The sequence below is a fragment of the Pseudomonas putida genome (assembly GCF_002741075.1).
GTDB lineage: Bacteria > Pseudomonadota > Gammaproteobacteria > Pseudomonadales > Pseudomonadaceae > Aquipseudomonas > Aquipseudomonas putida_T.
The window spans coordinates 1,401,231-1,417,220 of sequence record NZ_CP016634.1 but is presented as its reverse complement, the minus strand read 5'-3'; the positions used below and the strand labels follow the sequence as shown (position 1 = coordinate 1,417,220).

Below are 15,990 nucleotides of genomic sequence, written 5' to 3'. Positions count from 1 at the left end.
ACTAACGTAAGCCGAGCGTGGCTATTTACTGCGAACCGCCAGACAAGCCGGTCAGACTTGCGTCAGCCGCCCCTCCTCCAAGGTCGCCAGCAGCCCTTCGAGGCAGTCGGCGCTGTGCAGGATGTCGTAGTGGCTGGCACGCACCACCTCGGTCTGGGCGATACGTGGTTGCTGCGCTTCGAGCGCCGCGCGCTCTCCGGTCGGGTTGGCACTGGCCCACCAGCAATGCAACCCGGCCTTGACCACCGGCAAGGCCGGCAGCTCGCGCGACAGCTGCTTCAGGCGCTGGCTGACGATGAAGGTGTGCGCCAGTTCATCGGCGCCCAGCAAGGCATAACCGGCCCCTTGCTGTGGCTGGCGCGCGATCACCCCGGCGATCAACCCGCCCACTTGCTCAGCCTCGATCGCCCCGTGCCCGTCGAGCACCGGCTGCACCGCCTCCGGTTCCATCCCCAGGGTGGCGCAGAGGAAGGCCTGCAGGTCCTCGCGCACGTCTTCGTCCTGCCCACTGGTATCCAACGGCACGTAGCTGTCCACCAGGCCCAGCCAACGCACGGTCTGCCCTTGGGCCTCCAGGGCCTGGGCCACCAGCAGTGCCAAGCTGCCGCCGAGCGACCAGCCGAGCAACTGATACGGCCCCTGGGGCTGCCGGGCGCGGATGGCGGCGGCGTAGTCAGTGGCCATCTGCTCCAGCGACAGGTCCTGCCACTGACGGTCGAGCAGCATCCGGCACTGTACGCCATACACCGTGCGCAGCCCGTCCAGGCGGCGCGCCAAGGGCTCGTAGTCGAACACCGTGCCGAACCCTGCGTGCAGGCAGAACAGCGGCGCGGCACCCGCCACCGGCCGGTTGAGCAGCAGCAACGGCTCGGGCGCCTGGCCCTGGTCGGCGGTCAGGCCTGCAATGGTCGGGTTGGCCATCATGTCGCGCAGCTTCAGTTCGAAGCCCAGTGTCGGCATCGCCCGCACCCGGGAGATCACTTTCAAGGTGCGCAGCGAATCGCCGCCCAGCTCGAAGAAGTTGTCGGTGATGCCCACCTGCTCGACACCCAGCACCGCTTGCCAGACCTGCGCCAGCGCCGCCTGCAAGGGCGTGCGCGGCGCGACGTATTGGCGAGCGCCGAAGTCAGGGTCCGGCAACGCCTTGCGGTCGAGTTTGCCGTTTGGCGTGAGCGGGAACTGCGCCAGCACCACCACCTGGGCCGGCACCATGTAGTCCGGCAGGCGCTCGCGCAGGGCCGCCAGCAGGCGTTGGCGCAGGTCCTGCCCCGGGCCCTGCTCGGCGGCGACCACATAGCCGATCAACTGGCGGCCTTGCGGGGTATCGCGCACCACCACCAGGGCGTCCTTGACCCCGGACTGCTCGCGCAGCCGCGCCTCGATCTCGCCCAGCTCGATCCGGAAGCCTCGCACCTTGACCTGGTGATCGACCCGGCCCACGTAATCCACCACCCCGTCAGCGCGCATACGCACCAGGTCGCCCGTGCGGTACAGCCGTGCACCCGGCGCGCCGAACGGATCGGCGACGAAGCGCTCGGCGGTCTGGCCAGCGCGGTGATGATAGCCGCGGGCAACCCCCTCGCCACCGATGAACAGCTCACCGACCAGGCCCGGCGGCAAGGGGTTGAGGTCGCCATCGAGCACGTACAGGGTCCGCGCGCCCACCGCCAGGCCGATCGGTGCGTACATCGCCTCGCACTGCCCGCTCACCGGCGTCTTCCACAGCAGCGGCGTGACCACGGTCTCGGTCGGGCCGTAGCCGTTGACCAGGTACTGCGGCGCCAGGCTGCGCTTGACCCGCTCGAAGCTGGCGTCCGGCACTGCGTCACCGCCAAAGCAGTAGATGCGCACGGCCGGCGCCTCGCCTTGGCGTTCGGCCTGCTCGGCCAGCTCCAACAGGTAGGCCGGAGGGAAGCAGGCAATGCTGATGCGCTGCTCCTTGAGCACCTGCAAGGTCTGCTCGGCGGTCCACAGTTGGTTGTCGCGGATCACCAGGGTGCCGCCGCTGATCAACGTGGTGATCCAGCGCTCATGGGCGCCATCGAAGGCGAACGACATGAAGTGCAACTCGCGGCTGCTGGAGTCCATCTCGTAGAGCTGGGCGATGGCCTGCACGTGCATGCTGATCGCGCCATGGGCCACGGCGACGCTCTTGGGCTTGCCGGTGGAACCGGAGGTATAGATCAGGTAAGCCAGGCCCAGGTCCTGGACGCTTGGCAGCGCCGAGGCATCGACCGCCTCGTCGAGCACCCGCGTATCGACCGCAAGGCAGGTCACCGACGCGTCCAGTGCCACGCGATCCTGCAGGTGGTGCTGGGTCAGCAGCACGGCCATGCCGGCGTCGGCCATCATGTAGCGCAGACGCTCGGCCGGGTACTCCGGGTCCAGCGGCACATAGGCGCCGCCGCTCTTGAGCACCGCCAGCAGCGACACCACCAGCTCCGGCGAGCGCTCCATGAACACGCCCACCACGGTCTCCGGCCCCACCCCCAGCGCCCGCAGGCGCACGGCCAGGGCGGTGGCACGGCGGTCGAGGGTGGCGTAGTCGAGCACCTGCTCGCCGAGCACCAACGCCGGGTGGTGCGGCAGCTCCTGGGCCCGGCGGGCGACCAGCTCATGTACGGGGGTATTGACCACCGCAGGCGCCGCCTGCAACGGACGCGACGTGCCCTCGACCAGGCCCAGGCATCCGACCGGCTGCCGGGCATCGTCGCACAGTCTGCGCAGCAGGCTTTCCATGTGCTCGCGCAGTCGCTCGACGGTCGCGACATCGAAGTGCGAGCGCTGGTGCATGTATTCGATGCGCAGGCCGCCATCATCCACGCTGACCATCAGGTCCATGGCGAAGCTGGTCAGGCCGAAGTCCGACACCTCTTCAAAGCGCAGCGACTCGCCATCCCACTCCCGCAAGGTGCGGTCGACCGGTTGGTTCTCGAACACGATGATGCTGTCGAACAGCGCCTGCCCGCCTTGTCCGGCCCAGCGCTGGATATCGCCCAGCGGCGTGTGCTGGTGATCGCGGATGCGCAGGTTGTACGCCTGAAGCTCCCGCAACCAGTCACCCACCGCCTGGGCAGTCGGCACGTGGCCGACCACCGGCAAGGTGTTGATGAACAACCCCAGCATCTGCTCGGCGCCTTCGAGGGTCTCAGGGCGTCCCGAGACGGTAGCGCCGAAGGTGACCGTGCGCTGGCCGGTGTAGCGCTGCAACAACAGCAGCCAGGCCGCCTGGACCAGGGTATTGAGGGTGACCCGCTGGCCTTGGGCGAACTGCTGCATGCGCGTGGTCTGCACTGCATCGAGGTGGGTATAGAGCGCGTGATAACCGGCCTGGGGCTGCTTGACCGGCATGGCACGGGCAAGGTGCGTCGGCCCTTCCAGCGCCGCCAGCGCAGTCTTCCAGAACGCTTCGCAGGTGGCCGGGTCCTGGCGCTGCAGCCAGCCGATGTAATGCCGGTACTCCGCCACCGATGGCAGCGCCTGGCCACTGTAGTGGCGCAGCACGTCACCGATCAGGCGCGAGACACTCCACCCGTCCATGAGGATGTGGTGGTAGGTCCAGATCAGCCGGTAGCGCTGCTCATCGATGCGCACCAGCAGCACCCGCAGCAATGGCGCGCGGCCCAGGGCGAAGCCCTGCTCGCGCTCGGCATCGGCCAGCACGCGCACGGTCTCCCGGGCGTCGGCGCGCTTGCGCCAGTCGAGCACTGTCAGCAGCGGCGCCGCCTCACGCAGCACCACCTGCAACGGCTCCTTCTCGCCCTCCCAGAGAAACGCAGTGCGCAGGATCGCGTGCCGGCGGGCAACCGCCTCCCAGGCCGCGAGCATGCGCTGCGGATCGACGCCGACCACGCCCACTTCGATCTGGTTGACGTACAGGCCGTCGTCGGCGTCCTGCACCGCATGGAACAGCATGCCTTGCTGCATGGGCGACAGCGGGTAGGCGTCCTCCACCTGCGCGGCCGTGAGCCCGAGCGTGGCCAACTGCGCGTCGGACAGCGCCACCGAAACCGGCTGCATCGGCGCCTCAAGCACCGGCACCGTTGCGGTGGCGACCTCGGCCAGCGCAGCCAGAGTCGGATGACTGAACACATCCTTGGGCGTGATCGAAAGCCCCGCCTTGCGCGCCAGGGCCACGGCCTGGATCGACACGATCGAGTCGCCACCGAGCGCGAAGAAGTCATCCTCCACGCCGATGTCATCGCGCTCGAACAGCGCCTGCCAGACCGCCAGCAAGCTGGCTTCCTGGTGCGTGGCCGGCGCACGGCCCTGGCCCGTGCGGGCCTCTGGCGCCGGCAGGCGACGGCGGTCGAGCTTGCCGTTGGCGGTCACCGGCATGCAGTCGAGCACCATCAACTGGGCCGGCTGCATGTGCTCGGGCAGGCGTTCGGCCAGGGCAGCCTTGAGCGCCGAGGTGTCGATGGCGCCTGCGGTGGGCACCAGATAGGCCACCAGTTGCGTGCTCTTGCCAACCTCCAGCGCAAGCACCACGGCTTCGGCGACAGCGGGCTGTTCGAGCAGCGCAGCCTCGATCTCGCCCAGTTCGATGCGCAGGCCGCGAATCTTCACCTGATGGTCGATCCGGCCGACGTATTCGATCACCCCGTCGACGCGGTAGCGGGCCAGGTCACCGGTGCGGTACAGCCGCTGGCCGGCGTGGAATGGCGAGGCCACGAAGCGCTCGGCCGTCAGCCCTGGGCGCTGGTGATACCCGCGCGCCAGTCCCACCCCGCCCAGGTACAGCTCACCGACCCGGCCGATGGCCTGGGGCTGCAGGCTGTCATCGAGGATGTAGGTGCGCAGGTTGGCGATCGGCCGGCCGATCGGCACGCTGTGTCCGCCGTCATCGCGGCAAGTCCAGTGGGTCACGTCGATGGCCGCCTCGGTGGGGCCATACAGGTTGTACAACCCGGCCTTGGGCAGCACACGCAGCACCTGGCGTTGCAGCTCGGCGGGCAGCGCCTCGCCACTGCAGATCACCTGGCGCAGGCTGTGGCAGGAGGCTGCGCCCTCGTCACGCACGAAGGCCTGCAGCATCGACGGCACGAAGTGCAGCGTATCGACCTGGTGACGATGGATCAGCGCCACCAGTTGCGCCGGGTCGCGATGCGCCCCGGGCTCGGCGATGGCCAGGCGGGCACCGACCATCAGCGGCCAGAAGAACTCCCACACCGAGACGTCGAAGCTGAACGGCGTCTTCTGCAGCACCGTGTCCCCCGCGCCCAGCGGGTAGGCCGCCTGCATCCAGGCCAGGCGGTTGTACAAGGCGTCGTGGCGGTTGCCCGCGCCCTTGGGCCGGCCGGTGGAGCCGGAGGTGTAGATCATGTACGCCAGCGAAGCGCCGTCGATGGCCAGGTCCAGGTTGTGGTCCGGGCCTTGGGTCAGGTCCAGCTGGTCCAGGCACAGCACCTGTACCCCGTCAGTCAGCGGCAGGCGTGCTTGCAGGGCGCTTTGGGTCAGCAGCAGGTCCACACCGCTGTCTTCGAGCATGTAGTGCAACCGATCGTTCGGGTAGTCCGGGTCCATCGGCACGTAGGCGCCACCCGCCTTGAGGATCGCGAGCAGGCCGATCACCAGTTCAAGGGAACGCTCGGCGGCGATGCCGACCAGCACCTCCGGGCCCACACCCAGCGCGCGCAAGCGGTGCGCCAGGCGGTTGGCGCGGCGGTTGAGCTCGGCATAGTCCAACTGCTGGTCGGCGAAGACCAGCGCTGGCGCATCTGGCGCCCGTTCGGCCTGCATCTCGAACAGGCGTTGCACCGGCTGCATGGGCGCGAAGGCCACCTGGGTGTCATTCCAGGCCAGCAGTTGCAAGTCGCGCTCCGAATCCCCCAGCAGCGTCAACCGGCCCAATGCCTGCTCAGGCGCTTCGGCCATGGCCTGCAACAGGTTGCACAGGTGCTCGTGCAGGCTGGCGATGAAGGCGTCGCCAAAGGCGCTGCGGGCATAGTTGTAGCGCAGTGAGAGGCGCGCGCCGAAGTCGGCCGAGACGGTGAGCGGGAAGTGGGTCTGCTCGCGGCCCTGCACATCGAGGATACGCAGCCCCGTGTCCGGCCCTTGTTGCAGCGCTTCGGCCAGCGGGTAGTTCTCGAACACCAGCAAGGTGTCGAACAGCGTGCCCTGGCCCGCCAGGCGCTGTACCTCGGCCAGCGGGCTGTGCTCGTAGTCGCGCAGGTCCAGGTTCAGCGCCTGGATCGCCTGCACCCAGTGCGCCACCGATTGCCCAGGCTCAGGGCGTGCGATCACCGGCAAGGTATTGATGAACAGCCCCAACTGCTGCTCGATCCCCGGCAGATCCACCGGACGGCCAGCCACGGTGGCGCCGAAGGCCACGCAGGCTTGCCCGCTATAGCGCTGCAACAGCAACAACCAGGCCGCCTGTAGCAGGCTGTTGAGGGTGACCTTGTACTGCCGGGCGAACGTCCCCAGACGCTCGCTGGCTACCGGGTCGAGGACCTGGAAGTACTCGCCAAAGCCCACGGCGTCACGCTCGGCCTCGGCACAGTTGGCCAGCAAGGTCGGCTCTTCGAGCGGCGCCAGCTGGGCGCTCCAGAAGCCTTGGGCGGCCTGGGCATCCTGGGCGGCGAGCCACTCCATGTAGTCGCGGTAGCGCCTGGCGCTGCGGGCCGGCGTCTGGCTGGCATACCGCTGCATGACCTCGCCGAGCAACTGCGACGTGCTCCAGCCATCGAGCAGGATGTGGTGATGGGTGACGATCAGGTGCTGCCGACCCTCAGCGGTGTCCAGCACGCTGACCCGCAGCAGCGGCGCCTGGGCCAGATCGAAACCGCGCTGGCGGTCGGCCTCGGCGAAGGCCTCCAGGGCGCTGCGTGGCTGGCCGCGATAGTCCAGCCGTTCCAGTGGCAGACGCACCTGGCGCCCGATCGCCTGCAGCGGCTGGCGCAGCTCATCGCCCCAGAGAAAGCTCGCTCGCAGCGTGTCATGGGCGTCCAGCGCCCCCTGCCAGGCCGCCCGCAGGGCCTCCACGTCCAGGCCTTCGACGTCCAGGCGCAACTGATGCACATAGGCGCCCGGCTCATCGTCATAGAGGCTGTGGAACAGCATGCCCTGCTGCATCGGCGACAGTGGGTAGAGGTCTTCGATGTCGCAGGCCGCGAGGTTCAGGGCATCGAGCTGGTCCTGGCGCAGTTGGGCCAGCGGGACATCGGCCGGCGTCAGCCCGCCGTCGCTCGCCAGGCAGTGCTCGACCAGCGCGCGCAAGGCCTGGCCATAGGCGTCGGCCAAAGCCTGCACCTGGTCCTGGGCGAACCGGCGCGGGTCGAACGACCAGCTCAGGCACAGCTCGCCCGCATAGACCTGCCCGTTGATGCTCAAGCCTTCAAGCACTGTGCTGCCTGGCGCCTGCTCATCGCCGCCGCGCTCGCGCGCCGGTTGCCAGGCCGCCTGCGCATCGAAGCTGGCGTCGAACTGGCCCATGTAGTTGAAGGTGATGGCCGGTGCCGGCAGCGCCCCCAGGCCGACATCGGCCAGGTAGCGCAGGATGGAAAAGCCGATGCCCTTGTTCGGCACCGCGCGCAGTTGCTCCTTGATGCCCTTGATGCTGGCGTCGGCGTCCTGGGCCGGGGTCAGCTTGACTGGGAAGATCGAGGTGAACCAACCCACCGTACGGCTCAGGTCGATGTCCTCGAACAGGTCCTCGCGGCCATGGCCTTCGAGCTGCACCAGGGCCGAGGCCTGGCCGGTCCAGGCGCAGATCACCTGGGCCAGGGCGGTCAGCAACAGGTCGTTGACCTGGGTGCGGTAGGCCGCCGGGGCCTGTTGCAGCAGTTGGCGGGTGACATCCTGGTCCAGGCGGGTCTGCACGGCGCGGATCTCATCCGCCACCGGGGTGGCCACGGCCTGGCTCGGCAAGCTGGGCGTCACGTCCTGGTATTGGGCGTGCCAGTACGCGGCCTCGGCCAGCAATGTCGGGCTTTGCGCCTGCTGCACCAGGCGCCGGGCCCATTGCTGGTAGGCGCTGGTCTTGACCGGCAGGCGCGGCGGCTCGCCAGCGATCACATGCTGCAGGGCCTGTTGCAGGTCCTCCAGCAGCACACGCCAGGACACCCCGTCCACCACCAGGTGATGGACCACCAACAGCAGGCGCTGACCGCCCTCAGCCATCTCCACCAGCAACGCGCGCAGCAGCGGGCCCTGGGCCAGGTCCAGGCTGGCCTGGGCCTGGTTGCACCGCTCAAGCAGCTCCTGTTCATCACGGGCGGTCGCCTCCTGCAGCACGTCAAGCTGCGCGCCGTCCTCGGCATGCCATTGGCGCCACTGGCCCTCATGCTGCGCGAAACGCAGGCGCAGGGCGTCGTGCTGGCGCATCACGCAGGCCAGCGCTGTGCGCAGGTGCTGCGCATCGACCGGCTGGCGCACGTCCAACAGCACCGACTGGTTCCAGTGGGCGCGACGGGCCACGGGCTGCTCGAAGAACCACTGCTGGATCGGCGTCAGCGGCGCCTCCCCGGCTACCGGTGCCTGGCATCGGGCCAAGGCATCGCTGCGCACCGCAACCCGCGCCAGGCTCTGCACGGTCTGGTGCTGGAACAGGTCTTTGGGGCTGAAGCGGATGCCTGCCTGGCGGGCACGGCTGACCAACTGGATGGCAATGATCGAGTCGCCACCGAGTTCGAAGAAGTTGTCGTCGATGCTGATCGGCGCGCGCTTGAGCACCTGCTCCCAGAGCGTGACCAAGTCGGCCTGCAGCGCATCCTGCGGTGCTTGCCAGGCCCCTCGCGACAGCTCCAGGCCCGGCGCGGGCAGCGCCTTGCGGTCGAGCTTGCCGTTGCTGGTCAGCGGCCAGGCATCGAGCACCATCAGGTGCGCAGGCACCATGTAGTCGGGTAACTCGCCGCGCAGGTAGTCACGCAGCCCCTGGCCGAAGGTGCTGCTGCCGGCCTCGACGCCGGCCTTGGCCACCAGGTAGCCGACCAATTGCTTGCCGGCGCCGGCCTCGTGCACCAGCACCAGGGCCTGGGCGACTTGCGGATGTTGTTGCAGGCAGCGCTGGATCTCGCCCAGCTCGATGCGAAAACCGCGAATCTTCACCTGGTGGTCGATACGACCGATGTACTCGAGGCTGCCGTCGGCGCTGTAGCGGGCCAGGTCGCCCGTGCGGTACAGGCGCGCACCGGGGCGCTCGGTGAAAGGGTCGGCGATAAACCGCGTGGCGCTCAGGTCGGCCCGCAGGTGGTAGCCCCGCGCCAAGCCCGCGCCGCCGACGTACAGCTCGCCCACGCAGCCCTTGGCCACCGGGTTCAGACGGCTGTCGAGCACGTACCACGACAAGTCGCCAATCGGCTCGCCCAGCGGGCTGCTGTTGCCAGAGTCCAGGTCCGCCCAACCCAGTGGCCGGTAGCTCACGTGCACCGTGGTCTCGGTGATGCCATACATGTTCACCAGTTGCGGCTGGCGATCGCCGAAGGCTTCGAACCACGGCCGCAGGTCGGCCACCTCCAGCGCCTCACCGCCGAAGATCACCGTGCGCAGGGCCAGCGGCCCTTGGTCACGGGCCGCGCAGGCTACCTCGATCAGCGGGCGGAAGGCCGAAGGCGTCTGGTTGAGGACAGTCACGCCCTCCTCGCGCAGCAGGCGGTGGAAGTCCTGGGGCGAACGGCTGGTGGCATAGGGCACCACCACCAGCGTGCCGCCATGCAGCAGCGCGCCGAAGATCTCCCACACCGAAAAGTCGAACGCGTAGGAATGGAACAGCGTCCACACATCGTGCTCATCGAAGCCGAACCAGCCCTGCGTGGCCTCGAACAGGCGCAGCACATTGGCATGGGGCAACAAGGTGCCCTTGGGCTTGCCCGTGGAGCCTGAGGTGTAGATGACGTAGGCGAGGTTGTCAGGGTCGGTCAGGTTGGGCAGGTCGTGCTCGGGGGCCTCGCTCAGCCAGGCACCGGCCTGGTCGAGCAACAGCGTCTGAAGGCCCTCGACCTGCGGCAGGCGCGCGGCCAGCGGCGCCTGGCTGATCAGCAAGCGTGTGCCGCTGTCTTCGAGCAGGTAGGCCAGGCGCTCTTCGGGGTACTCAGGGTCCAGCGGTACATAGGCGCCCCCGGCCTTGAGGATCGCCAGCAGCCCCACCAGCATGTCCAGCGAGCGCGGCAAGGCGATGCCCACGCGCACATCCGGGCCCACGCCTTGCGCCCGCAGGTGCCAGGCCAGGCGGTTGGCCCGGCGGTTCAGTTCGCCATAGCTCAGGCGCTCGCCCTCGCAGACCACCGCGGTGGCCGCTGGGCGCGATGCGGCCTGGCGCTCGATGCGCTGGTGCAGGCACTCACGCACCTCTAGCCGGGCCGGCTTGGGGTTCCACTCGACCAGGGTGGCAGCCTGCTCGGCGGCATCGAGCATCGGCAACTCGCCCAGGGCCGTGGCCGGATCGCGCACGATCCCCCGCAGCAGGTTCAGCCAGTGGCGGGCCATGCGCTGGACGGTGGTGGCGTCGAACAGGTCGGTGGCATAGGTGAACGCCGCGCTCAGGCCCTCGGGCCCTTCAACGGTGTCGAGCATGAGGTCGAACTTGGTGCTGCGCTCATCGACCGCCAGCACTTCGACCTCCAGCCCCTGCAACGACCAGCGGGCGTTGCCTTCGGCGGCGGCCTGCTGATGGTTGAGCATCACTTGGAACAGCGGGCTTTGGTTCAGGCTGCGCTCCGGCTGCAGCGCATCCACCAACTGCTCGAACGGCACATCCTGATGACTCTGGGCCCCCACTGCCGCGACCTTGAGCGCCTCGAGCAGGCTCAGGAAGGGCTGCTCGGGCTGCGGCTGGCTGCGCAGCACCTGGGTGTTGATGAAAAAGCCCAGCAGCGCCTGCACGTCCTGACGCGTGCGGTTGGCCACCGGCACGCCGACGAGGATGTCCTGCTCGCCGCTGTAGCGGTGCAGCAGCGCATGCAACGACGCCATCAGCACCACGAACAGGGTGCAGCCCTGGTCGCGGGCCAACTGGCGCAAGCCCTCCAGGGTCGCGGCGGGCACCTCGACGCTGACGCAGTCGCCCTGCTGGCTGGGCAAGGTCGGGCGCTTGCGATCCAGCGGCAGGCTCAGCAGCGGGTGCTCATCGCCCAGTTGCTGGCGCCAGTACTGCAATTGCCGCTCGCCCTCGCCCGCCTCCAGCCACAGCCGCTGCCACTGGGCAAAGTCGGCGTACTGGATTGGCAAGGCCTCGACCTGCGGCGCCTGGCCACTGGCGAACGCCGCGTAGTGGCGGGTGAACGCCTCGATCAGGATGGGCAGCGACGCGCCATCGGTGACGATATGGTGCAGCGTGAGCAGCAGCACATGGTCCTGGGCACCCAGCCTGACCAACCGCGCCCGCATCAGCGGGCCATGGGTCAGGTCGAACGGCGCTTGGGCGGCACTGGTGATAGCGGCCTGAAGGCCTGCTTCGTCGGCCTCGACCTGCTCCAGCGGGCAGGCCATGGCGGCGTGGATCACCTGCTGCACCGCCCCTTCCTCCAAGCGGAAGGTGGTGCGCAGCACTTCATGGCGCGCCAGCAGCGCGGCCAGGGTCTGCTCCAGGGCCGCGTGGTCCAGCGGGCCGCGCAGGCGGAAGGCACCGGTCAGGTTGTAGGCGCTGGCCTGTGGCTCCAGTTGCCAGATGAACCACAGCCGTTGCTGGGCGTAGGACGCCGGCAGCACCTGCAGGCCCGCCGCACGTGGCGGGATCGGCAGGGCTTCCAGGGTCAGGCCCTGCTCGCGCATCTTGCCTTGCAGAGCCTGCCGGGCCTCGGCCGACATCCCTGCAAACCGTTGCGCCAGCGCCAGCATTCTGTCCGGTACCGCATTCATAGAGCTTCAACCTCGTCGAACAGCGCCTCCAGGGAGTCCACTGTGTTTTGCTGATTACCGGCTTGCTCGCGCAATGCGTCGATCTCCTGCGCCAGGCGCTCAAGGGTCTCGCCCTCGAAGAACACCCGCAGCGGGATCGTCAGGCCCAGTGCCTCCTGGATCCGGGTACGGATGGCGGTGGCCAGCAGCGAGTGGCCGCCCAGCTCGAAGAAGCTGTCCTGCACACCGACCTTGTCCACCTGCAGGGCCTCGGTCCAGATACCGGCCAAGGTCCGTTCAAGCTCGGTGCGCGGGGCGATGTACTGACGGCGTCGGCTGTCCAGGGCCAACAGGGCATTGCGGTCGAGCTTGCCATTGGGGGTCTGCGGGAAGCGTTCCAGCACCCGGATGCGCGCCGGCAGCATGTGCTCGGGCAGCACCTGGGAGAGGTGGCTGTGCAGGTCCAGGCCCAGTTGCTCGTGACCTTCCTGAGTAGAAACGACGAAGGCCAGCAATTGTTTACCCACCGCTGTGTCATGGGCGATCACCAGGGCATCGTCCACACCACGCCCGGCACGCAGGGCGCTTTCGATTTCGCCCAGCTCGATGCGAAAACCGCGCAGCTTCACCTGGTGATCCAAGCGCCCGAGGCAGTCCAAGGTGCCGTCGACCCGGTAGCGCGCCACATCGCCGCTGCGGTACAGGCGCTGCCCCGGCGCCTCGGCGAACGGGTCCGGCAGGAAGCGCTCGGCGGTCAGCGAAGGCCGCGCCAGGTAGCCACGGCACAGGCCATCGCCGGCCACATGCAGCTCACCTTCGGCACCCGGAGCCACTGGCTCGAAGTGCGCGTCCAATACATGCACCCGCAGCCCCTGGACCGGCTTGCCGATGGCGATGCCGTGGCCGTCAGCCGGGTCCAGGTAGGTGGCGGTGGACCACACAGTGGCCTCGCTCGGCCCGTACTCGTTGACCAGCGAAACCCCCGCCAGGCGCTCGCCGTGGCGCCGCGCCAGATCCTGGGTGCAGGCCTCGCCGGCGACGATCACGCAGCGCAGCGTCGGCGCGTCGAGGTAGTCGAGGATTTGCCCATGGAACGAGGGCAGCGTCAGGTAGTGGGTCACGCCCTCGCGGGCGATCAGCGCGGCCAGCTGTTGCGGGTCCTTGTAGCTGTGCTCGTCCGGCAGGGTCAGCGTCGCGCCCTGGCTCAGCGCCCAGAAGACACCGGCCACGGAGCTGTCGAAGGAAAACGACGACAACATCAAGAAATTGCCCAGCGCTTCGCGGTAGAAGCGCCCGCGGGCCAAGGTCGAGGCCACGGCGTTGGCGTGGCTGACCATGACCCCTTTGGGCTTGCCGGTGGAGCCCGAGGTGTAGATCACGTAGGCCAGGTTGTCGGCATCGCCCAGCGGCGCCGGGGCCTGCTCGCTGGCCGACCACACCGGCGCATCGGCAGCCAGGGAGGTGACGGTCAGGCGCTGTTCCTGCTGCCAGGCCTCGGGCAGTGGCAGGCAAGCCAGCACCTGATCGGCACCGGCGTCGGCGAGCATGAAGGCCAGGCGCTCGGCCGGGTAATTCGGGTCCAGCGGCAGGTAGGCGCCACCTGCCTTGAGGATGCCCAGCAGCGCCACCACCAGCTCGCGGCTGCGCTGGCCATACACCGCCACCACCTTGTCCGGGCCTGCGCCCTGGGCGCGCAAGGTGTTGGCCACCTGGTTCGACAGGCGCTCCAGCTCGCCATAGGTCAACCGCTCGCCGCCCACGCTCAAGGCGATGGCCTGGGGCTGGCGCTCGGCCTGCTCGGCGAACAACCCTTGCAACTGCCGCGCCTGGCGCAGCGATGCGGCCTGGGGGTTGAAGCCCTGCAGCACCTGCCGGCGTCCGGCCTCATCGAGCAGGCCGGCCTCGGCCAGGTCCTGCGCGGGCGCGGCCAGGGCCTGGCCGGCGAAGTGCAGGAACTGCCCCAGCAGCATCTGCAAGGCCTCGACGCTGAAGGCAGCGGCATCGGCATCCAGGCGCACCTGGCCCTCGCCCAGCACCAGGCGCAGGCGCTCGGCCGGCCCTTCGGCCTCCAGCGCCAGCACGCCTTGCGCAGCGGCGCTCGGGCGATGGACGAAGCCGTAGCGGCACAGCCCCAGGTCGAACTCGTTCAGGCAGTCCAGCCAGGAGCGCGACTGTTCGAGGCGGGTCGTCATCTCAGCGCACAGTCCTTCGAGACTCGCGCCCTGGCGGTTGTCGAAGGCCACCGGCAGGGCCCGGGCGTACAGGCCGCAGGCGTCCTCCAGGTCTTCATTGCGCCCCTCCACCTGCAAGCCGATCAACAGGCGATCCTGCTGGCTGACACGGGCCAGGAAGGCGCCCCACAGCGCCAGCACCCGGGCCTCGCCGCCGTCGCTCGCCAGCACCGCTTCCAGCGCATGGTCGGCACGGCTGGCCTGGTGGCGCGCATTGGCGTGGCCTGGGGTTTCGAAGGCCAGGCGGTGATTGACCTGGTGACTGCGCACCAGCGCCTCCCAGAACGCCGCGCCCTGACGACCCAGTTCATCCTCGCGCAGTTCCTGCTGCCAGGCAGCGAAGTCGACGTACTGCAACGCCTCCTCGTTGCTGGCCAGCACGGGCCCCTCGCACAACGCGGCCAACTCGCCCGCCACCCTCAGCAGGCTGGCGCGGTCGAGGCTGGCCGCACTGCCCAGCAGCAACAGGCGCGGCTGGCCACCGGCCAGGGCGCTCACCGCCAGGCTGCACGTGCTGGCCGCCCCCACCTGGGCCCGCGCCCAGGCCAGGGCCTGTTCCAGGTCGTGGTCAGCCTCGGCGTGCACGGCGCCGGGCACCTGCTCCAGCACTGCTTGCAGCGGCCAGGTCATGCCCGGTAGGCGGCGGTAAAGGGTACGCAGCACTTCGTGGCGCGCACCTAGGGTGGCCAGGTGCGCGGACAGCTCAGCGGCATCGGGCAGGCGCGCGACACTGAGCACGACCCAGGCATGCCCAGCTCGCTCGCCTTGGACGGTCAGGGCCAGCGCCTGCTGGGCCGAGGCCTGGAACAGCTCACCGCCTGCGTCGTCATGGCCTGGCTGATGGGAGGTGGTCATGTGTGGAGCTCCTTTAATCGTGGGCCAGATCGGCGCTCTTCTGCGCGATCGCCATGGCGGTGAGAATTTTTCGACGGCCCGTGAAGGCATTGCGCGCGTGCACGGTGAGGATGTTGTCCAGCAGCACCACATCGCCTTTCTGCCAGGCGAACTCGACCATCACGTCGCGGTAGATCTGCTGCAGGTGGCGCACCACGTCATCGCCGATCGGCGTGCCATCGCCAAAGAAGGTGTTCTGCGGCAAGTCCAGCGGGCCGAACTCGCGCAGCAGGTTGTCGCGAATGCTGTCGGGCAGGGTCAGGGCATTGAAGAAGGTGCCGTGGTTGAACCAGATGCGCTCGCCGGTCTGCGGGTGGCGGACGATGGCCGGGCCGCGCTGGCGGGTGCGCAGGCGGTTGCCCGGCTTCCACTCGGCCTGCACGCCGATCTGCACGCAGTAGGCCTCCACCTCACTTCGCACTTCGCTCTGGAACACGGTCTGCCACGGCAGCCCCATGCCATCGCCATAGTTGCGCACGTAGAGGATGCCCTTGCGGGCGAACGCCTCGCGCACCTGCGGATCGATGCGGTCAAGGATCAGCCGGGTATCGCCCAGCGGCGTCTCGCCCCCGGTCTCGGACGGGGTGTCGCAGTAGAAGTACAGGTGCAGTGGGAAGACCGGCGAATAGGAGTGCTCGTTATGCGGGAAGATTCGCTCCCCGGCTGGGTAGTCGGTGGAGCTGTAGATGTTGAACTGGCCGGTAATCTGGGTGCGTGGCGAGGCGCGGAACAGGTACTGCAGGGCGCCGCCGGAGATCGCATCGATGCACTGGTTGAATTGATCGATGCCGGCCACGTCGAACCCGCGAAACAGGATCGCCGCCCCCTGGTGCAACTGCTGCTGGATCAGTGCGCGGTTCTGCGCCGCCCAGGCGACCAGGTCGACCCCCGGCACGTTGGGGGTGCACAGCAGCGGGAAGCCCGCCTCGAACAGCGGCGCGAAGCTGACCAGGCTGGACGTGTCACTGGAAATGGCCTTGCGCGCGCCGCGCATAGGGCGTGAAGACAATGAGGTTACGGACATGACGCCTCCTGGAACTGGGCCAAGGCGGCTCGTCGCGAGCCGCCGCAAAAGTCGTTGAACAAT

At 68.7% G+C, this 15,990-nt stretch carries 3 protein-coding genes; all 3 read right to left on the bottom strand.

The features are described from left to right. Positions 1 to 51: 51 nt before the first annotated feature. From IEC33019_RS06720 to IEC33019_RS06710, 3 genes are read right to left on the bottom strand one after another with little or no spacing between them, the layout of a single operon-like run. Positions 52 to 11,799, bottom strand: coding sequence for an amino acid adenylation domain-containing protein (locus tag IEC33019_RS06720; RefSeq protein WP_070091035.1), 11,748 nt, complete (start codon positions 11,797 to 11,799; stop codon positions 52 to 54). Next, positions 11,796 to 14,864 (bottom strand): non-ribosomal peptide synthetase, encoded by a 3,069-nt coding sequence (locus tag IEC33019_RS06715; RefSeq protein WP_070091036.1) that lies wholly within the window; start codon positions 14,862 to 14,864, stop codon positions 11,796 to 11,798. Before IEC33019_RS06715 ends, IEC33019_RS06720 begins: the two co-directional genes overlap by 4 nt. A gap of 13 nt (positions 14,865 to 14,877) precedes the next feature. Further along, positions 14,878 to 15,927 (bottom strand): TauD/TfdA family dioxygenase, encoded by a 1,050-nt coding sequence (locus IEC33019_RS06710; RefSeq protein WP_070091037.1) that lies wholly within the window; start codon positions 15,925 to 15,927, stop codon positions 14,878 to 14,880. Positions 15,928 to 15,990 lie beyond the last annotated feature (63 nt).

Coding starts and splice junctions, on each gene's coding strand:
- IEC33019_RS06720 (WP_070091035.1), bottom strand. CDS start 11,799: ATGAATGCGGTACCGGACAGAATGCTGGCGCTGGCGCAACGGTTTGCA.
- IEC33019_RS06715 (WP_070091036.1), bottom strand. CDS start 14,864: ATGACCACCTCCCATCAGCCAGGCCATGACGACGCAGGCGGTGAGCTG.
- IEC33019_RS06710 (WP_070091037.1), bottom strand. CDS start 15,927: ATGTCCGTAACCTCATTGTCTTCACGCCCTATGCGCGGCGCGCGCAAG.